Here is an 18,521-nt window from a genome sequence, read left to right on the forward strand (position 1 = left end):
TATCACTCCAAAATAATACCCATTTGACTTAATGGTTCTCCAAGTTGATTTACTGCTGCCGCAAGTGCTTTTGTGTTTTCTTCAGTTAATTTTTCATAAGACACATACCCGCCATCAGCTGTTGCATGCTGTGCCAATAAATCATCTACTGCTTTGAATTTTTCATCTAATGTTGCTACTAAGTCTTTGTCTTTCGCTTCTAATTTTGGACGTAGGATTTCAAAGATTTTTTCTGCGCCTTCGATGTTTGCTTTAAAGTCATATAAATCTGTGTGAGAATAGATTTCTTCTTCACCAGTGATCTTAGATGTTGATACTTCGTTTAATAAATCAACAGCACCCGTAATCATTAAATCCGGTGTTACTTCTACAGTTTGAACTAAAGCGTGTAATTCTTTTGCGTCTGCTAGTAATTGATCTGCAATTGCCTCATAGCCTGCAGTTTTATTTTCTACCCAAAGCGCATGCTCAAGCTTATGATAACCTGTCCATTCTTCTTCGCCCTTGCCTTCTTCTTGGATATCAGCTAAACGACCGTCGATACGTGGGTCAAGGTCACCAAAGCTCTCTGCAATCGGCTCCGAACGCTCAAAATACATACGTGCTGGTGCATATGCTGCTTTTGCTTTTTCAATGTCACCGGCTTTAAATGCGTTCACAAATTTTTCTGTTTCTATTAAGAATTGATCCATTTGCTCTAAAGCAAATTTTTGATAAGCTGCTAGTTCAGTAGATAAATCAACTTTTGTTCCTTTTTCTGCTTGCTCTGTTGCAGGCTTATCTTCTTTTTTAGCTTCATCTGCATTGCCACAGCCAGTCATAAGAATGCCCCCTGCAACTAATACTGACAATAATGATGTTTTTTTCATGCTAAGTACCTACTTCCGAAATAGTTTATATCGAGAATGATAATGATTATCATCTTCGATTGCAAGAACTATTTTCATTTAAAGAAAAAAACATCATTATCTAGCTTGATCATGATGTTTTTTCTTCAATATAACATTTCTAAATTATGAAATTTTTGCTTGTTATCAATTATGCCTCGGCATAATTGCGTCCGGAATCGGCTTTGTGCTTGCACAAAGAACTCCATTCCGATTCCGTGACATCCGCCGGAGGCTTTAACTTCTTTCAGTGGATGTTTGGATACCCGCTGAAAAGTGACTTAAAATTGCATTCATCTCACCAACTATAGAGGTGGGAGATTTCTACTGGAAGAAGTTAATTTTTCATGTTTTCCATATAAGAAATAATAAAGGACAATTGATATTAAAATAACGAATACCATCGCGAAGAAAATAGCACTGTACCCCGACGTAGGAACGAAGAATCCTAAGAAATAAGGACCAACCCCTAAACCTAAATCATATAAGATAAAATATGTCGATGTCGCAAGTCCTAAACGCTCATTTGGTGTAACTTTAATAGCTATTGCTTGCGCTACTGAGTTGAAATTGCCATAACCAATCCCTATGCAAGCAGCAGCTAGTAAAAAGACAACACTACTCGTCGCCGAACTAAAGGCATACATACCAATCGCAAAAATGACTAGACATGGATAGATCACAATGTTCGCACCTCTAGTATCTAGTAATTTCCCTGTAAATGGTCGTGACGCTAAAATGACAATTGCATAAATAATAAAGAAATAACTTCCCGCTGTTACCAAATCAAGCTCTTTCGCATAAAAGGTCATAAATGACATAACCCCTGAGTAGGCAAAGCCAATAACAAGCGCCACAAAAGCAATTGGCACAGCACGCATTTCGATAAAATTGCTTAGCTTAAAGCCTGTTTTCTCTGCCATTTCTTTAGCCTTTTTCGGTGCATCTGGAACGGTTACGATAAAATACATTAAAAAGCAAACAATAGCTAATACAGAATCAACAGCAAAAATCATACGATAATCTTCAAACAGCTGTGTTAAAAGAATACCTACAAAAGGTCCTATAGCCGTTGCTAAAATAGCACTTAAGCTGTAATAACCAATACCTTCCCCTCGTCGATTAGGCGGTAAAATTTGTGCAATAATTGTTCCTGTCGCCGTACTAGCCACCCCAAGTGCAATCCCTTGTACTAAACGATTGATCATTAAAAGCGGCAAATTCGGCGCGATAAAATAAGACATCGTTGATAGCATAAACAAAAATAATCCACAAAATAATGTTTTTTTGCTACCCCAATCTCCAATGATCCGTCCTGTCCCGAGTCGACCAAATAAAGTACCAATAATAAAAATACTCGAAACAAGCCCTGCCGTACTAGTTGAAGCCCCAAAATGCTCAACCGCATAGCCTGCAATTGTTACCATCAATAAATAAAAAATTAATGTAATGGTAAAGTTAATAAGTGAGACGATTAAAAAGTCCTTCGTCCAAAGTTTTTGTCTAGATGCTTCCACTTTTCTCTCTCCTACCGATTGATGTTTGCACAAATATTCGCTAAAACCTGTGTCGCAATTTCAATATCCTGCTTGGATACGCCTGCGAGTGCCTGTTCAAAAAATGGTTTTAATTGTGCATGAATTTCTTGCACAATCTCCTCACCATTAACCGTTAATTGCACAAGCTTTTCGCGCTTATCCCTACCCGCTACCGTTTCCACATAGCCAAGCTCCACAAGCTTTTGCACAAGCCTAGTCACACTCGGCTTTTCAATATACATAAAATTCGCAATGTCAACAAATGTATGTGGCCCTTTATCCTTCAATAATCGAAGGAGCGCCCATTGAGAACTATACAACTGATATTGTTCTAACAGCACATTCACTTGATTGATAAACGGTCTGTACATTAAGCGGTATTGATTAAAAAATTCTTGCTCGATTGTCAAAATTACCACTCCTTTTAAATTAGTTAGCCTAGCTAACTATATACCTAAAAATTCTATTTGTCTAGTGGGTTATTAGAGAGAAGACTGGCATTTTGGGAATGTTCTATACGTCGGTGTAGTAGTTCTTTCTGTTGGGGCCAGGGTTCTTTCTGTCGCTCTGTGACTCTCTTCCGTCGTTGAGGCCTGGTTTTCCGTCGACGCTAATTCTATCCATCACCTTTAGATTACTATCCGTCGATGGAGGAGTTCTTTCCGTCGCTCTGTGACTTTCTTCCGTCGTTGAGGCCTTCCTTTCCGTCGACGCTAATTCTATCCGTCACCTTGAGGGTTCTTTCCGTCGATGCAGGAGTTCTTTCCGTCGCTCTGTGACTTCTTTCCGTCGTTGAGGCCTTCCTTTCCGTCGACGCTGATTCTATCCGTCACCTTGAGGGTTCTTTCCGTCGATGCAAGAGTTCTTTCCGTCGCTCTGTGACTTCTTTCCGTCGTTGAGGCATTCCTTTCCGTCGACGCTGATTCTATCCGTCACCTTGAGGGTTCTTTCCGTCGATGGAGGAGTTCTTTCCGTCGCTCTAAGACTTCTAACCTTCTACAACATTTCTAGCAAAAATTCAGACCGCTTGAATTTTTGCTCTTTAATTTACAATCCAATACTTCCTGTTACTTTTTGTACCCTCAGCTTTCAACGGTAACTTTTGTAGTAATTTATAAGCTGTATTCGGCGAATCTATTGCAAAAAACTCACAAAAGCTTTTATTTGTTAACGTTTCGCCTACTAGCAATCGATAATCTTCAAGCGTCCTAAAAATTGCCTCTTGATCAACCGCTCCGCAACGCTGACAATACCATTTTGGGAAACGATAGTTCATTGTCTGTCCATTTAAACAACTTTCGCATAGCACACCTTTTACTAAATCATGTACAGGCAGTTCAATTTCTCTTTTGATTGGCCTATGCATGGACAACAATTTAGAAGCAAATTGAAAAAGCTTTTCTTCATCCATCGCCGCCACTTTATGCTGTTGAAATAATTCTCTAACATAATATCGTAATCCTGATACATGAAAAATTGGTTGCCCCCTTAAACTCTTTGATAAAATAGCATTTTTCGTTGCAAAAACGACTGCATAATGAACGGGTATCTCAAGCTGTGACTGTTGTAACATACTCATCATCCACTCCATATGCCTCCTTCCTTGATGAAGTGGATTAGTCATTCCCTCGACATCTCCTTCTGCAGTAGTTCTTGTAAATTGATTAAAGGATTCATCAAAATCTAGGAAGCCTGTTACATTTTTAATTTCGAGTATCAATATAAATTGAGGACATAGTAAAACCGTGTCTATTTGATGTGTAGTACTAAAGTGATTGAGTATTTGCAAATTATGAAGAAAATAATGCGGAGGAGGTAAAATAATTTCAAGCCATTCGGCATCTACTCTTTGCTCCCCAGCAAAGCCTGCGTGAATACGCCTCAACTTCTCAAAATAGTTCATGTATTCAGTATGTGTACTAGGTAATCTTCGTATTAAAGCTTCTAAAATTTTGTGCTGCTCCGATTCCTGACGATCTAATAAAATCATTGTTCTCATCACCTCCTATGACTATTTTATAAAAAAAGAACCTAATTAAAAGAGGTTCCAAAAAACTTGAAATGCCTATAGTACAAATTAAATCTTTCATCAACTTTTTTAGATAGAAAGAACGGAAAAATCCCTACTATTCAGCTCTTGCTAGTATTTTTTTGCCCGCTTTCCGTCGATGTAGGCGATCCTTCCGTCGCTCGGAGACTTCTTTCCGTCGATCTGGCCTTGCTTTCCGTCGCCATTAATTCTATCCGTCGCTTTGAGACTTCTTTCCATCGGTCTGGCCTTACTTTCCGTCGATGTCGCTTTTCTTTCCGTCGCTCGGAAACTTCTTTCCGTCGGTCTGGCCTTGTTTTCCGTCGCCATTAATTCTATCCGTCGCATCGGACTTTCTTTCCGTCGATGTCGCTTTTCTTTCCGTCGCTCGGAAACTTCTTTCCGTCGGTAGGGCCTTGCTTTCCGTCGCCATTAATTCTATCCGTCGATGCAGGAGTTCTTTCCGTCGATGTCGCTGTTCTTTCCGTCGCTCGGAGACTTCTTTCCGTCGGTGGGGCCTTGCTTTCCGTCGCCATTAATTCTATCCGTCGCATCGGACTTTCTTTCCGTCGATGTCGCTGCTCTTTCCGCCGCTCGGAGACTTCTTTCCGTCGGTCTGGCCTTGTTTTCCGTCGCCATTAATTCTATCCGTCGCTTTGAGACTTCTTTCCATCGGTCTGGCCTTACTTTCCGTCGCCGTTAATTTTATCCGTCGCATCGGACTTTCTTTCCGTCGATGTCGCTTTTCTTTCCGTCGCTCGGAGACTTCTTTCCGTCGGTGGGGCCTTGCTTTCCGTCGCCATTAATTCTATCCGTCGCATCGGACTTTCTTTCCGTCGATGTCGCTTTTCTTTCCGTCGCTTTGAGACTTCTTTCCGTCGGTCTAGCCTTGCTTTCCGTCACCATTAATTCTATCCGTCGCATCTGACTTTCTTTCCGTCGCCCCGGGCTTTCTTTCCGTCGATGCAGGAGTTCTTTCCATCTCTCTAAGACTTCTTTCCGTCGGTGGGGCCTCTCTTTTCTTCGCCGCTAATTCTATCCGTCGCCCTGGGATTGCTATCCGTCAATGTGGCCTTACATTCCGTAATGCCTTTCAACAAAAAAAACAACCGAACAGCCTAAGCCATTCAGTCGTTTTTTCGTAGTAAATATAAAAAATAAGGTGCACCGATACATGCTACGACAATACCTGCTGGCACTGTCGAACTTGAAATAGCTACGCGGCCAATTGTATCGGCTAGCATTAGTAAACTTGCACCGATAAACAATGTCAGGGGTAAAAAGAACTGGAAGCGCGGTCCGACAAGTTGCTTTGCAATATGTGGAGCCATAAGACCGATAAAGGCAATACCTCCTGTGACCGATACAGCTGCTGCAGCTAGTGCTACAGAGACAATTAATAATTGCAATCGCTCTCGTTCGATATTTAAGCCTAAGCCAACCGCCGTTTGTTCTGTCATCGCCAGTACATTTAACACATTTGCTTTATAAAAAATAAATGGAATGCCTAGCAGAAGCCAAGGCAATAAAGCCCAGAAAAATGGCCAGTCTGTTCCCCAAATATTGCCTGCAAGCCATTGCGCGATAAATTGCACATCACTACGCTCAGCTGAGGAAATTAATATGATCATTACACCCGATAAGGCAGATGCTACACCTACTCCGACTAAAATGAGTTGGACCGGCTGCACACCTTCATTGCGCTTGTACGAAAAAAAGTATATGCAAATTGCCGTTAATAAAGCACTACAAAATCCTACAAGTGGTAACATATACGCAAAGTTTGGTAAATCACCATTGACAAGGAGATAAAAAAGCGTAATTCCCACACCTGCACCTGCATTAATCCCAATAATACCTGGGTCCGCTAAGTCATTACGGGTCACCCCCTGCAAAACGGCACCAGCTAATGCTAACGCCATCCCTGCAGCTGCCAGCACAAACAATCTTGGCAAGCGAACAGAGAACAATACGAATGATTCTTTGAAGCTACCGTCTCCCATTAAAATCGGTATTATGCGATCGATTGAAACCGAAGCTGCTCCCATTGAAATACCCATAACAAAAATAACTATTGTTAATAAGATCCAAGTCATTAACCATCTACGTTGTTTTTTTCGTACGACATTAAACAATCTGACGACCTCCCTTCCGAACAAGAAGTAAGAAGAATGGGAGGCCGATAATTGAAATAATGGCAACTACCGGTGTTTCATATGGAGCATTAATCATTCTACCTGCAAAATCTGCTGTCACCATAAACCATCCACCGATAATAGCACTCATCGGTAAAACAAATCGATAGTCTGTCCCTACAAGGGCACGGACAATATGCGGCACCATTAAACCAACAAATGCTAGATTACCTACAAGTGCTACTGCGGACCCTGCAAGAATTACAACGACAATCATCATAATTCCTTTAATAACGGCTGTATTTTGTCCTAATCCAACGGCCACTTCTTCATTTAAACTTAAAATAGTTAACTGACGACTAAATGCAAACGCAACAATTAATCCGACAACAATAACAGGGGCAATCATTAAAGCTTGCCATGTAGTGCCTATTAAACCACCACTCGTCCACATCGAAACATCTTTTGAAATTTGAAATAATATTCCCGTACCATCTGCTATTGCTTGTAATAAAGCGGATACAGCTGCCCCAGCCAAAACTAACTTTAATGGAGAAAAGCCATTTTTTGTTGAAGCACCAATACCATAGACAACAATCATCCCTACGCCTGCACCTACGAAACATGCAAAAATAAGCATATAATACGACGTATTTGGGATAAATGCCATTGTCAATGCAAGTGCTGCATTCGCACCTGCTGTTAGGCCGAGAAGTCCCGGATCTGCTAATGGATTTCTAGTAACCCCTTGCATAATAGCCCCAGCAACTGCGAGTGCACTACCTACAAAAATAGCAGCAATAATTCGTGGAAATCGAATTTCTCGTAAAATAGCATAATGCTTACCGCCGTCTTGTCCAACAATCGCTTGATAGACATCTTCAATACTCGTATTTGCCGCGCCGACACATAGTGAGATCGTAACTGTCACTGCTAATAAGATCAGTACAAGCAATACTTGAAGCCAAAATGGGAAATGCCGAAACTTTATCATTTTCCTTCGCTACTCTCTACTGAAATTATTGTAAAAATTTCTTTTCAAAGAAATCTAGTTGATTATCTAAAGTGATTGGGTCATTAAAGTAAAATTCGTTGGCGTTCACTTCAAATAAATGACCATTTTTCTCAGCCTCTAAATCTTTAAACCATGCAGCATTTTTAATGGCGCTATCCTCACCTTTAAATGTACTAAAAATCACATAGTCACCCGCATAATCCCCTAATACCTCTTGAGAAATGGCTAAATAACCTGGTTTTAAAGCACCTTCTTTCACTTTCTCAGGCATTTTCAAGCCCATTTCTTGATATAAAATTTCTGTTCCACGACCCCAGTTATCGCCGTAAACATACAATTGTTTATTGAACATTTCTGCGACAGTAACGGTTGCATTCTCACCGATTTTTTCTTTAATTTTTGTACCCGCTTCTGCAGCACGCTCTTTAAAATCTTTTACCCAATCTGTTGCTTCTTTTTCTTTATTAACAGCCTTACCGATTTCAATAAATTGCTGTAAATAATCTACTTTACCATAAGTAAATAATACAGTTGGTGCGATTTCTGCTAATTTATCCGCATTTTCAATACCATTTAAACCAATAATCAAATCTGGCTCAAGCTCGATAATTTTTTCGATATCCGTATTCTCAACAACTACTGCATCTTTAATATCATCTTGGAAGTTTGGATTATCTGCAGCCCATGAATCAACACCTACAACATTAACGCCAAGCTTTAGTAAATCCCCAACAAAAGAAGATAACACAACTACTCGTTTTGGGTTAGCTGGTACTTCAATAGGACCTGATTCTGATTGATACGTAATCGTTTCTGCAGATGCTTTATCTTTAGAGCCCTCGTCTGCCTTCTCTTCTTTATTGCCGCACGCTGCAAGCACTAGTACGACCATCATAAACATTGGTAATAGGCACTTTTTCATAAATATATCTCCTTTTATACTGTTGCTAGTAAGTTATATGTAATGCACATTGGTTTATCTGTACGTGGATCTTTACCAATGACTGCATCAATATTAAACACTTTTTCTAATACTTCAGGTACCATGACTTCCTCTGCAGTACCAAACTTCACAAGCTCTCCTTTTGACAGCGCAACGATAAAATCTGAAAAACGTGCTGCCTGATTTAAATCATGTAGCACCATAACAATTGTGCGCCCCTCTTCTTCGTTAAGCTTGTGAAGTAATTCCAAAACTTCTAACTGATGGGCCATATCTAAATACGTGGTTGGCTCATCTAAAAAAATAATATCGGTCTCTTGCGCTAATGCCATTGCAATCCACACCCTTTGACGCTGTCCACCTGATAAGGCATCAACCGTGTTCTGACGAAAGTCATCCGTTTTAGTTACCTTTAAGGCCCAGTCAATCATTTCTTTATCCTTTTGTGATAAATTACCGAAGCCCTTTTGATATGGAAATCGACCGTAGGATACAAGCTCTTCGACTGTTAAACCATGTGCACTTTCCGGGCTTTGTGGCAAGATGGCGAGTTCTTTCGCTAATTCTTTTGTGTTCATCTCGGAAATATTTTGACCATCTAATATGACTTGTCCACTCTTATGCTTCAAAATCCTTGTAATAGCCTTTAAAAGTGTAGATTTACCACAGCCATTGGAACCAATAATGGTCGTTATTTTACCATCTGGAATTTGTAGCGATAAATCATGCACAATCGTTTTGTCCTCATAGCCGATACGAATCGATTCAACTTGTAAACGCACAACATAACCTCTCTTTCCTTTTACTTCTTTCCATGCTATGATAACGATTAGCCGATAATGATAATCATTATCACTAAAGTTAGTCTAGTTTTCCTATAAAGTTTTGTCAAATACTTTTTTATTATTTTCTAAGGATGTGGTGATATAAATGCAACATTTATACGATGTAACAATTATTGGCGGTGGCCCTGCAGGTCTATATAGTGCCTTTTATAGTGGTTTACGAGGATTGAAAACGAAATTAATTGAGAGTCAACAACAGCTTGGTGGTAAAGTTTTACTTTATCCTGAAAAGCTAATTTGGGATATTGGTGGTCACCCTCCTGTATTAGGCGAACAATTTGTAAAACAGTTAATTACACAGGCACAAACTTTTGATCCAACCGTTTTAACAGGCACAAAAGTCGATTTTATCGAGCGCCAAGATGATATTTTTGTTCTACATACTGCGCAAGGAGATAAACATTATTCTAAAACAGTTCTTTTAGCAGTTGGTGGTGGTATTATTAACCCTCAAAAGCTTTCACTTGAAGGTGCAGAAAAATATGAAATGACTAATTTACACTATACAGTGCAGTCTTATCGACACTTTGTGGACAAGGAAATTATTATTTCAGGAGGCGGAAATGCGGCGATTGACTGGGCAGTTGAGCTTAGTCCTATCGCTAAAAATGTAACTGTAGTTTATCGTAAAGATAAGTTAACTGCCCATGAAGCAACAATACAAGAGGCTTTAGATGCTGGTGTAAAGATTGAATGTCATACAACTATTTCAAAATTGACTGCTAATGCTGACAAAACAGCGATTCAACTAGTGACATGTGAAAACTCAAAAACAAAGCAAAGCTATACGCGTCAAATCGATGAAGTAATTGTTAGTCATGGCTATAACCGCGAAGCATCATTAGCATTGGATCAAACACTGACCATTCCTAAAAAAGATGATTACTACTTCGAAGGAAAAGCAACGGGAGAAACAGCTCAGCCGGGAATTTTTGCAGCAGGTGATATTTTAGCGTTTGAAGGAAAAATCAATCTTCTTCTAGGGACCTTCCAGGATGCAGCCAATGCCGTAAACTCTATTAAAACGTATTTAGAGCCTACTGCCTATCGTCACGGGGTCGTGTCATCACATAATGAAGTGTTTAAAGAGAAAAATCGTTCTATTATTGAAAAGCACCTTATACAAAGTTAAATGCAATAACCCCTCTTAAGAATTTACGCTTAAGAGGGGGTTAATTCAGCTCAAACACTAACAATGCCGCAAGCCTCTCCTGCTATTTTTAATAAAGACAGACTTTACGTTCCTCGAAATAAACTATCTAAAGAAATTTAAAAATGCCCCCATTTGCCTTAACATACCAACTCCATTTGTTATTGTTCCCGCATGACCCATAATTGTATTTATATGCTGTGGTAATCTTCCAAATCTAGAAGTTTGGGGTTGTTGATTAGGGTTAAAGAAAGGTTGCCCCCTTCTACCTTGAATAGGAGGGCCAAAACCTTGTCTATATCTTGGTGGGAATGGTCTCATTCTAGGATTCGGTGGATAAAATGGCATCAATTCACCCCCTATCAAATATCTTTTTACTAGTATACGTCTGTATTTTTTTATTGTTTAGACTATAGGAGAGGTTGCTAAAAAAATATATAGATATGTATTGTAAAAATGTTAAAGCCCAAATATTTATAATTCTCTCCTTCCTTTCTGTAAAGGTTCTTCATGACAACTCAGGAACCATACTATTTTTAATTTCATATTATACAAAAATACGAATAAAGAAGGGATTCCGATTCAAAATTCAAAATATCTAGATTTTCTGTCCAAATTTGGCGTTGGTGGTGCGCATCCTGGTGGCATTAATCTAACAAAGGAAATATTCAAGGTAGAGAGCATTAACGAAAACTCCCGCATTTTGGATGCAGGGTGTGGTACAGGCCAAACTTCTGCCTATTTGGCGGAGACATATGAAGCAAAAGTAACTGGTATTGATATCAATCCTGAAATGGTCGCAAAGGCTAAAAGGAGAATGAAAAAAAATCACTTACCCGTAAAAATAATTCAATGCTCTATAGAACATGTCCCATTACCTAATCATACATTTGACTTTATTATTTCTGAATCTGTTCTTTCATTTGTCAATAAACCTAATGCCCTGAAAGAAATTTTTCGTTTATTAAAAAAAGGCGGTCGGTTTATTGCCATTGAATTTACTATTCATCAACCACTTGAAGAAAAAATTGAAAAGGAAATCAAACAATTTTATGGATTTGATTCTTGTTCAATGAAGAAAGATTGGGTCGCTTTGTTTAATCAGGCTGGTTTTAAAAATATTCGTATACAAAAAAACAAATCAATCTTCTCCATTCCCGAACTTCATCACTCGAAGGATATTGCGCCTGAACTTTATGAGGTAATGGATAAACACTTTGATATGAACTTAAAGTATGAAGGCGTTTTAGACTATAGAATTTATTCATGCACTAAATAGTGTGGGGATGTTTTTCACTTCGTAACTGCTATGTAAATGAAAAAAAGCAGCAGACTCGTTCAACGACAAATCTCCTACTCCAACTTCAATATTAGCGGGAAATTAATCCTCTGTGTCATTTCCCGCTTCTTCTTATTTTTCAAGCCCCCACTCAAAATATTCCGTTTTAAAAAGGAGCAAGATTTCCTCCTTAGTCATTCGTTTGCATATATTTATCTTCATTAATCGTCACTGCATGAATGCCCTCAATAAAAGTATTGATTAGGATTGAAAAGCTTTTATTGATATCAAGTGGCATCCCAAATCCCCCCATTTGTTCAATAGAAGTGAATCCATGTAGAATACTTCGTAATCCTCTGACCATATGAATCGCAATTTCTTCTTGCAAATTATAGGCATTTAGCACTTGAAGTACAAGTTGTACGACAGCTTCTTGGGCTTGCTGTAGTTCTTGATCGTTAGTATCTGCAAAGCGAGTGCTAGCATCATACAGCCCCGGATGCTCTCTAACAAATTGAATATATGCCTGACTAATTGCACGAACAGCATCATCACCTGAACGTCCTACTGCAGCTTGAAGCATATATTCATGTAATTTTTTTACTCCTTGAATGGCTAACTTCTGCTTCAATTCATTTAATCCATCAAGATGGTTATACAAGGAAGGTGGCCGAATTTCCAATTTTTCCGCTAATAGTCCAATTGAAAGTTGCTCCAATCCTTGTTCATCAACTAGCTCCGTAGCCTTTTGTAAAATAATCGATATATCTATTTTCATTCGACGGGACATTTTTTTCACTTCCTATATTGATTGTCTAAATTTTTTTCTGCTTCTGCTATTGCTATGTCCAAAAGTTCCTGTGGTTGCTTCAACATCTTCCCGTGCCCTACTGCAAGTAAGCTTGGATTTAAATCCCTTAATTTTTTTGCACTTATGAGAGCTGTGCTTTTATCCCATGTTGCTAGAGAAGGAAATGGAAACAACGGATTCATCACTCCCGATACTAGTATCTTTCCTCTAGTTACGAGGGCATCACCAGCGATTAAACTTCTATTGCGCGTGTCGAAAAGTGTGATGGAACCAGGTGTATGACCTGGAGTTGCAATCACTTCTAAGGAACCAACTCGATCACCTTCTTCAAGTAATATGTCCGGTTTAGTTTTAATATTTTTGGGAATGCCTCCTCGAATTGGTGTGTTTTTTTCATTTGGAAGTAATGCACTATTTCCCTCCAATAACAGAGCATCTCTGGAAGAAATGCACACCTGACTATCTGGTAATAATTCTTTTAACGTATCTAGCGCTCCTATATGATCACTATGTGCGTGAGTAATGATGATTCTTGTAATCGGTTTACCAATACCCTCAGCCGCTTTTATTATACTTTTTGCACTATATGGTAAGGCTGCATCGATCAGTGTAAGCTCGCTTTCTTCTTCTACAATATAACAATTAACAGGAAAAATCCTTGGCATAAATGACAATTGAAACACTGTACCAATCTTCGTAATTTTCATTCTAAATCAAATCCCCTTTGTAAACTAATTGTATTTCAATTTTAACTAATGCGATTAGTTTTCACAATATTAAAATTGAATTTTCTTACAATAAAATAGCAGTCGATTTCTGAGGGCACTGAAAAAGTCTATATCTTCTCACATTGCGAGGTATTCAATGATTAAATCGTTGAATACCTCGCTTTTTTCATTTGGCACTGTGACTCTACTGTTGTTTTCCGAAGCATTCCGCTCGCTTTCGTTACCTGATAAACCATAAAATGACACCTGTCATAAAGAATCTTTGACTGGTGTGAATATGTTTTTCCTATTCGTTTTCTTATCATTACTGTAAGAAAACAAAGAAAGAGTGATTTTATGATGAAAGTTCAACAAAGATTACCCCTAATCGATATGTTACGAGGCTTTGCTGTATTAGGGACACTTGGTACAAATATTTGGATTTTTGCTTATCTTGGAGATATTTCGTATATCACAACGAGTAGTTATTCAGGTTGGTGGTCATTGAACGACTTTTTACGAATGGCAGTCCTATTTTTAGTAAACGGTAAACTCCTTGGTTTATTAACAATCATGTTTGGTGTTGGTTTGGAATTAAAATATCAGCAAGCATTGCGAAAAGGAAATGCTTGGCCAGGCATGTATATTTGGACGATAGTCTTTTTATTTATGGAAGGTCTGATTCACTTCACCTTAGTCATGGAATATGATATTTTAATGAGCTATGCTGTGACAGCTGTTATCGTTGCCTTTATCGTTAAATTTGGTGATAAAGCGATTAAACGTGCGTTATACGTTTTTGGCAGTTTCCATGCACTGATGATTCTATTGATTTTAGTCGGCACATTGCAGGGTGCCGCCAATGCTTCCATTGCTGGACTCGATTCAGTCGTTAGTCTTTATGAAAATGGCACTTGGTTTGAGCAAATACAATATCGTTTAACACATTTTCTTTATTATAGAACGGAAGCTATTTTTATTATCCCAATGAATATCTTTTTATTTTTACTTGGCGTTAAGCTGATGAGGAATGGTGTATTTTCACAAGATGACAAAGGACGTCAGGCGCGTCAAAAACTATTCAAAATCGGTATTTTTATTGGCGTACCTCTAAACCTTTTAATCTTTATTCCCGGTGGAGCATTTGATTTACCTGTTCGTTATTTATTCGCACCAATTCTATCTATTGGCTATATTGGTATTTTAGGTAAAATGATAGAATATAAGAGGCTTGATTGGTTATGGAAAAGATTTGGCGAGATTGGGAAAATGTCTTTAAGTTGCTATGTGCTGCAAAATGTTATTGCATCTATTATTTTCTATGGTTGGGGATTAGGTTTAGGTGGAAAATTGAATAGTATTGAAGTTATCAGCATTTGGCTAACCCTTTCCCTTCTACAACTTTTCATTGCACATATTTGTATCAAGCATTTTCATGTTGGGCCAATGGAATGGATTCGAAAACACGCCATTCAAAGTGTCACACAGAAATAATCGACAAAGGTTGGTGTGAACTATAAAAATATATCCAAGAGATCAGGCAAAACGCTATTTAATTATCGACGTCGTATCACTAGTTTTTTTATTTACTATGGTATTAAGTTCGAATTCTTCATTACCATTAATGGCTAAAATAAGTATCCTTATGTTATTTTTAGTAGCCTTCTATATTGCTTTATGGTTTAAAGATTGGCGTTTACTGTTAGCTTCTTTACTTGGCTTTACGCTTATTATCATACTGGGTATTTCTGAAGGATCTTCTATGTTACTTTTTGGATTTACATTTGCTGATTTAATTGGGAGAGCTAAAAAGAAATGGCATATTGCTATAGGAATGATTGCCATTGCCTTTATGTTTTTTGTAGTTATATGGTTTGAATCAGGAGCATCTTACAAATTACAATTTCAAGCATTAATACCCATTATGATCATTCAACTACTATTTCCTATGCTAATTTACTTCGTAGAAAAGTCCAAAAAATTACAATTAGAATTAACAGAGGTAAATACCCAGCTTGTTCAGCAAGAAGAAAGACAGCGTATCGCGAGAGACCTCCACGATACGCTTGGTCATACATTAACAATGATTAAAATAAAAACCGAACTAACATCAAAATTAGTCGATAAAGATACTTTGCGTGTTAAAGATGAGCTAAATGATATTTTAGCAACAACACGAACAGCACTAAAGCAAGTAAGAGAATTAGTCTCCGATATGAATTTTATTTCGTTAGAAAGTGAGCTTATACATTGTAAACAACATTTACAAACAGCCGATATCTCCATAAAAATAAAAAATAACTGTCCAAAGCTGCTACTAGCTAGTGTGGAGGAAACGATGCTGTCCTTATGTCTTCGGGAAGCCACTACAAATATTATTAAGCATAGTCAAGCAAAAAAATGCCAAATAGCTATCAACTATTTAAACGGAATTTTAAAGATAAACGTTGTGGACGATGGTGTCGGCTTACATAACCAAGGGCATGGAAATGGACTATCATCGATGAAAGAACGGATGAATGCCCTTCAAGGAAATGCTTCTATTTGCAATTTACCGACGGGCGGAACGATTGTGACCTTAACAATGCCTATTCAACAGTATAGAAAGGAGCCAACTACATGATAAGAGTATTACTAGCAGAGGATCAACAAATGTTACGTGGCGCCTTGAGTTCCTTATTATCGTTTGAGCCTGATATAAAAGTGATTGCAGAAGTTTCAGATGGTCAAACAGCGTGGGAATATATTCAACAAGAGCTACCCGATGTTTGTGTATTGGACATCGAAATGCCGAATCTTACTGGTCTTGAACTAGCTGAAAAAATAAGACAGGCAAATTTACCGTGCAAGGTGATGATTGTCACTACTTTTGCACGCCCTGGCTATTTACAAAAAGCGATGGATTTTGAGGTACAAGGTTATTTATTAAAAGATGAACCGATCGACTATTTAATTGAAACAATAAGAAAAGTGATGAATGGTGAAAAAGTAGTTAGTAGAGATTTAGCTGCAACGTTGTTTATGAAAGAACAGAATCCGCTAAATGAACGTGAAATTGCTGTTCTGCAGCTTGTAAAAGAAGGACTCACAACAAATGAGATTAGTAAAAAGTTATTTTTAACGAAAGGCACTATTCGAAACTATTTATCAACCTCTATTCAAAAACTACATGTCGAATCTAGACAACAAGCTGTTCAAGTAGCCAGTGATAAAGGGTGGCTTTAGAAAAAGAAAAGCGATACTGTATTCCTTATCTATAAAGGATACAGTATCGCTTAGCATTTTAATCGATTTCTTTTTTATTTTTAGACACTAAATTTATAATTATTTCAACGAGCACGACAGCAATTAAAGAAAGTCCAAATAGTGGCATCAGTATACCTAAAATAATCATGAAAATGATAAAAGGAATGGACACCTTTTGAGAGATTTTAGGTGGTGCAGATAGCATACCTTGTTTCTTCCGTAGTAGCCATGTTCTAACTCCCCAAACAATAACTACTAAAAATGCTAGACATACTAGTAAATTTATTAATTTATTTGGCCAGCCAAACAAATGACCTTCATGTAAAGGGATTCCCCACGTGAACCATTTGGCAAGAATGCCATAGTCCTCATATCCAACCTTGTCTATATATTTTCCGCTATATTGATCAAAATACATTGTCGTTTCATCATACGGACTAACATCAAGACCTGTGACACCAGTGTTACTAGATTTTGCAACTGTATAGACACCGACTTCACTAGTAGGATAAATAATCGCGTAAGGTTTTGATATATTCATTGCATCAATTTCATGTTGTAGCTTTTCTACGCTTAGTTGGTAAGGGTTAGCAGCACAGAGCGTATTGGCTCCCATACCGTGATGTGCTGCATGTCCTGAATCTGACGTTGGAGGGGTTTCTTGACGAGTAGCCCAAGGAATCTCACTTACATCAGATGTAGGTGGCTGTTGCTGCAATAACGGCGTACCGAAAGTTGGATGATCTTGTGAAGCTTGATAAATATATTTCCCCATAAACGCAGACCATGGTAAACCTGTGAAAATAATAACAAGCATTGGAATCGTAATAACTGTTCCAACAAGTGCATGGAATTTTCTACTTTTTTGACGTTTGTTTGTCTGCTTTGTTTTCTTTAATATTTTTGCTTTAAACGTCATGTAAATGCCTGAAAGCAGTAAAAAAACAGCCCAGCACGCAGCTAATTCTACTAAATAATTGACAAACGTTCCCCCAATAAATAAGGAACTATGGGCATTTCTCATAATATTTGCAAATGTGTAATCAGCATCTTGACCACCGATAATTTGGTTATGATCATCTAAAAACACATATTTCTCTTTGCCATCTGCATTCTTCATCGATAAACGAGTATTGTAAGGCTCTTCTAACTCTATAATTTTATTTGTTTTATAGCCAGCATATGATTCTTCTGCAAGTTTAACAGCATCATCAATAGATTGTACCTCGGTTTTTCCACTTTCACCAAAAAAGTATTTATCATATAACTGATTTTCAACATTGGTATAAAATAAAAAACCTATACCACTTAATGTTAGCGAAATAAGAAGTGGAGTAATAAATAATGCGGCATAAAAGTGCGTTCGCCAAAAGCTCTGATAAAGCGTGTTCTTCATGTCTAAATCTCCAATCTATAATAATAAGCGCAAAATTATTATATAGTTTAAAAGTGAAATAAGTATGAAGTCCTAGAGTTTTTTTTATGACAAATAAATGTATTCCTATTGAGATAATTAGATTAAAAGCTTGTTTTCATAGAAAAAGGCTACTTAATGTCCCGTAAAATGGTGAACATTAAGTAGCCTTTTAACTTTGGTGAAGACTAATAATCAGTGGGATATTACGCCCCACTGATTAAAGCTTCACTTTATCCCGCTTTAACGGGCAGTAATTTATCTGCTCCGAAAGCGTAGCGTCAGGTACCAGACTCCCACTTCAAATTTCAGCGCAAACAAAGAAGTAAGTTGTGAGATAAACTGCCCGTAAAAGCCCGATTGGTGAAGACTAATAATCAGTGGGGATAATACGCCCCCACTAATTAAAGTTTCACTTTATCCCGCTTTAACGGGCAGTAATTTTTGTACCGAGAGCACAGCGTCAGGTACAACTCCAAACGTTAAATTCGGCAAAAGCGATGAAGTTTGGCGCAAGATTAA

22 protein-coding genes are annotated in these 18,521 nt (G+C 38.0%); 10 read left to right on the forward strand and 12 right to left on the reverse strand.

Going from position 1 to position 18,521, the window contains the following annotated elements; all coding sequences use genetic code 11:
- Positions 1 to 2: 2 nt before the first annotated feature.
- The 3 genes from efeO to ACYQ73_RS14015 form a co-directional block, all read right to left on the reverse strand.
- A complete protein-coding gene (efeO, locus tag ACYQ73_RS14005; protein WP_460013046.1) occupies positions 3 to 869 on the reverse strand; it encodes an iron uptake system protein EfeO in 867 nt (288 codons plus the stop codon).
- A 323-nt stretch (positions 870 to 1,192) separates the two neighbouring features.
- Positions 1,193 to 2,404 carry an MFS transporter gene (locus tag ACYQ73_RS14010; RefSeq protein WP_460013047.1) on the reverse strand — a complete coding sequence of 404 codons (1,212 nt, stop codon included), beginning with the start codon at positions 2,402 to 2,404 and terminating at the stop codon, positions 1,193 to 1,195.
- An 11-nt stretch (positions 2,405 to 2,415) separates the two neighbouring features.
- Positions 2,416 to 2,835 carry a MarR family winged helix-turn-helix transcriptional regulator gene (locus ACYQ73_RS14015; protein WP_460013048.1) on the reverse strand — a complete coding sequence of 140 codons (420 nt, stop codon included), beginning with the start codon at positions 2,833 to 2,835 and terminating at the stop codon, positions 2,416 to 2,418.
- 340 nt (positions 2,836 to 3,175) lie between these two features.
- On the opposite strand from ACYQ73_RS14015, the gene ACYQ73_RS14020 reads away from it, so the two are divergent.
- Positions 3,176 to 3,307 (forward strand): hypothetical protein, encoded by a 132-nt coding sequence (locus ACYQ73_RS14020; RefSeq protein ID WP_460013049.1) that lies wholly within the window; start codon positions 3,176 to 3,178, stop codon positions 3,305 to 3,307.
- A gap of 160 nt (positions 3,308 to 3,467) precedes the next feature.
- Here ACYQ73_RS14020 and ACYQ73_RS14025 read toward each other — a convergent pair whose 3' ends face one another.
- Positions 3,468 to 4,415: a nuclease-related domain-containing protein gene (locus tag ACYQ73_RS14025; RefSeq protein ID WP_460013050.1), complete on the reverse strand. Its 948-nt coding sequence runs from the start codon at positions 4,413 to 4,415 to the stop codon at positions 3,468 to 3,470.
- Between the two features lie 147 nt (positions 4,416 to 4,562).
- Here ACYQ73_RS14025 and ACYQ73_RS14030 point away from each other — a divergent pair, with 147 nt between their 5' ends.
- From ACYQ73_RS14030 to ACYQ73_RS14045, 4 genes are read left to right on the forward strand one after another with little or no spacing between them, the layout of a single operon-like run.
- Entirely contained in the window at positions 4,563 to 4,787 is a 225-nt protein-coding gene (locus ACYQ73_RS14030; protein WP_460013051.1) for a hypothetical protein, read from the forward strand.
- A 33-nt stretch (positions 4,788 to 4,820) separates the two neighbouring features.
- Entirely contained in the window at positions 4,821 to 5,096 is a 276-nt protein-coding gene (locus tag ACYQ73_RS14035) for a hypothetical protein (protein ID WP_460013052.1), read from the forward strand.
- A gap of 14 nt (positions 5,097 to 5,110) precedes the next feature.
- The gene (locus ACYQ73_RS14040) at positions 5,111 to 5,260 is read left to right on the forward strand and encodes a hypothetical protein (RefSeq protein WP_460013053.1); all 150 of its coding nucleotides are present in this window, start codon (positions 5,111 to 5,113) and stop codon (positions 5,258 to 5,260) included.
- Positions 5,191 to 5,382, forward strand: coding sequence for a hypothetical protein (locus tag ACYQ73_RS14045; RefSeq protein ID WP_460013054.1), 192 nt, complete (start codon positions 5,191 to 5,193; stop codon positions 5,380 to 5,382). Before ACYQ73_RS14040 ends, ACYQ73_RS14045 begins: the two co-directional genes overlap by 70 nt.
- Before the next feature lie 199 nt (positions 5,383 to 5,581).
- Here ACYQ73_RS14045 and ACYQ73_RS14050 read toward each other — a convergent pair whose 3' ends face one another.
- The 4 genes from ACYQ73_RS14050 to ACYQ73_RS14065 are packed head-to-tail and all read right to left on the reverse strand — an operon-like array spanning position 5,582 to position 9,329.
- Positions 5,582 to 6,589 carry a FecCD family ABC transporter permease gene (locus ACYQ73_RS14050; protein ID WP_460013055.1) on the reverse strand — a complete coding sequence of 336 codons (1,008 nt, stop codon included), beginning with the start codon at positions 6,587 to 6,589 and terminating at the stop codon, positions 5,582 to 5,584.
- Entirely contained in the window at positions 6,582 to 7,583 is a 1,002-nt protein-coding gene (locus tag ACYQ73_RS14055) for a FecCD family ABC transporter permease (protein ID WP_460013056.1), read from the reverse strand. Before ACYQ73_RS14055 ends, ACYQ73_RS14050 begins: the two co-directional genes overlap by 8 nt.
- 25 nt (positions 7,584 to 7,608) lie before the next feature.
- Positions 7,609 to 8,526: an iron-hydroxamate ABC transporter substrate-binding protein gene (locus tag ACYQ73_RS14060; RefSeq protein ID WP_460013057.1), complete on the reverse strand. Its 918-nt coding sequence runs from the start codon at positions 8,524 to 8,526 to the stop codon at positions 7,609 to 7,611.
- A 14-nt stretch (positions 8,527 to 8,540) separates the two neighbouring features.
- Complete coding sequence (locus ACYQ73_RS14065) at positions 8,541 to 9,329, reverse strand: ABC transporter ATP-binding protein (protein ID WP_460013058.1); 789 nt, start codon at positions 9,327 to 9,329, stop codon at positions 8,541 to 8,543.
- A 148-nt stretch (positions 9,330 to 9,477) separates the two neighbouring features.
- Here ACYQ73_RS14065 and ACYQ73_RS14070 point away from each other — a divergent pair, with 148 nt between their 5' ends.
- Entirely contained in the window at positions 9,478 to 10,524 is a 1,047-nt protein-coding gene (locus tag ACYQ73_RS14070) for an NAD(P)/FAD-dependent oxidoreductase (protein WP_460013059.1), read from the forward strand.
- A 123-nt stretch (positions 10,525 to 10,647) separates the two neighbouring features.
- On the opposite strand, the gene ACYQ73_RS14075 is transcribed toward ACYQ73_RS14070, so the two are convergent.
- Entirely contained in the window at positions 10,648 to 10,890 is a 243-nt protein-coding gene (locus ACYQ73_RS14075) for a hypothetical protein (protein ID WP_460013060.1), read from the reverse strand.
- Between the two features lie 259 nt (positions 10,891 to 11,149).
- On the opposite strand from ACYQ73_RS14075, the gene ACYQ73_RS14080 reads away from it, so the two are divergent.
- Positions 11,150 to 11,821: a class I SAM-dependent methyltransferase gene (locus ACYQ73_RS14080; protein ID WP_460013226.1), complete on the forward strand. Its 672-nt coding sequence runs from the start codon at positions 11,150 to 11,152 to the stop codon at positions 11,819 to 11,821.
- A gap of 190 nt (positions 11,822 to 12,011) precedes the next feature.
- Here the strand turns inward: ACYQ73_RS14080 and ACYQ73_RS14085 are convergent, their stop codons facing one another.
- Positions 12,012 to 12,611, reverse strand: a complete 600-nt coding sequence (locus tag ACYQ73_RS14085; RefSeq protein ID WP_460013061.1) for a TetR/AcrR family transcriptional regulator — start codon at positions 12,609 to 12,611, stop codon at positions 12,012 to 12,014.
- 5 nt (positions 12,612 to 12,616) lie between these two features.
- Complete coding sequence (locus ACYQ73_RS14090) at positions 12,617 to 13,339, reverse strand: MBL fold metallo-hydrolase (protein WP_460013062.1); 723 nt, start codon at positions 13,337 to 13,339, stop codon at positions 12,617 to 12,619.
- Between the two features lie 357 nt (positions 13,340 to 13,696).
- On the opposite strand from ACYQ73_RS14090, the gene ACYQ73_RS14095 reads away from it, so the two are divergent.
- From ACYQ73_RS14095 to ACYQ73_RS14105, 3 genes are all read left to right on the forward strand, one after another.
- Entirely contained in the window at positions 13,697 to 14,833 is a 1,137-nt protein-coding gene (locus ACYQ73_RS14095) for a DUF418 domain-containing protein (protein WP_460013063.1), read from the forward strand.
- 130 nt (positions 14,834 to 14,963) lie between these two features.
- Entirely contained in the window at positions 14,964 to 15,962 is a 999-nt protein-coding gene (locus ACYQ73_RS14100) for a sensor histidine kinase (protein ID WP_460013064.1), read from the forward strand.
- Complete coding sequence (locus ACYQ73_RS14105) at positions 15,959 to 16,564, forward strand: response regulator (protein ID WP_460013065.1); 606 nt, start codon at positions 15,959 to 15,961, stop codon at positions 16,562 to 16,564. The genes ACYQ73_RS14100 and ACYQ73_RS14105 overlap by 4 nt, the downstream gene beginning before the upstream one ends.
- 58 nt (positions 16,565 to 16,622) lie before the next feature.
- Here ACYQ73_RS14105 and ACYQ73_RS14110 read toward each other — a convergent pair whose 3' ends face one another.
- Positions 16,623 to 17,981, reverse strand: coding sequence for a PepSY-associated TM helix domain-containing protein (locus ACYQ73_RS14110; protein WP_460013066.1), 1,359 nt, complete (start codon positions 17,979 to 17,981; stop codon positions 16,623 to 16,625).
- Positions 17,982 to 18,521: the final 540 nt, after the last annotated feature.

The organism is Lysinibacillus sp. CTST325 (genome assembly GCF_054665055.1).

Coding starts and splice junctions, on each gene's coding strand:
- ACYQ73_RS14025 (WP_460013050.1), bottom strand. CDS start 4,415: ATGATTTTATTAGATCGTCAGGAATCGGAGCAGCACAAAATTTTAGAA.
- efeO (WP_460013046.1), bottom strand. CDS start 869: ATGAAAAAAACATCATTATTGTCAGTATTAGTTGCAGGGGGCATTCTT.
- ACYQ73_RS14060 (WP_460013057.1), bottom strand. CDS start 8,526: ATGAAAAAGTGCCTATTACCAATGTTTATGATGGTCGTACTAGTGCTT.
- ACYQ73_RS14055 (WP_460013056.1), bottom strand. CDS start 7,583: ATGATAAAGTTTCGGCATTTCCCATTTTGGCTTCAAGTATTGCTTGTA.
- ACYQ73_RS14090 (WP_460013062.1), bottom strand. CDS start 13,339: ATGAAAATTACGAAGATTGGTACAGTGTTTCAATTGTCATTTATGCCA.
- ACYQ73_RS14085 (WP_460013061.1), bottom strand. CDS start 12,611: ATGTCCCGTCGAATGAAAATAGATATATCGATTATTTTACAAAAGGCT.
- ACYQ73_RS14045 (WP_460013054.1), top strand. CDS start 5,191: ATGTCGCTTTTCTTTCCGTCGCTCGGAGACTTCTTTCCGTCGGTGGGG.
- ACYQ73_RS14095 (WP_460013063.1), top strand. CDS start 13,697: ATGATGAAAGTTCAACAAAGATTACCCCTAATCGATATGTTACGAGGC.
- ACYQ73_RS14110 (WP_460013066.1), bottom strand. CDS start 17,981: ATGAAGAACACGCTTTATCAGAGCTTTTGGCGAACGCACTTTTATGCC.
- ACYQ73_RS14075 (WP_460013060.1), bottom strand. CDS start 10,890: ATGCCATTTTATCCACCGAATCCTAGAATGAGACCATTCCCACCAAGA.
- ACYQ73_RS14070 (WP_460013059.1), top strand. CDS start 9,478: ATGCAACATTTATACGATGTAACAATTATTGGCGGTGGCCCTGCAGGT.
- ACYQ73_RS14105 (WP_460013065.1), top strand. CDS start 15,959: ATGATAAGAGTATTACTAGCAGAGGATCAACAAATGTTACGTGGCGCC.
- ACYQ73_RS14035 (WP_460013052.1), top strand. CDS start 4,821: ATGTCGCTTTTCTTTCCGTCGCTCGGAAACTTCTTTCCGTCGGTAGGG.
- ACYQ73_RS14100 (WP_460013064.1), top strand. CDS start 14,964: ATGGCTAAAATAAGTATCCTTATGTTATTTTTAGTAGCCTTCTATATT.
- ACYQ73_RS14020 (WP_460013049.1), top strand. CDS start 3,176: ATGCAGGAGTTCTTTCCGTCGCTCTGTGACTTCTTTCCGTCGTTGAGG.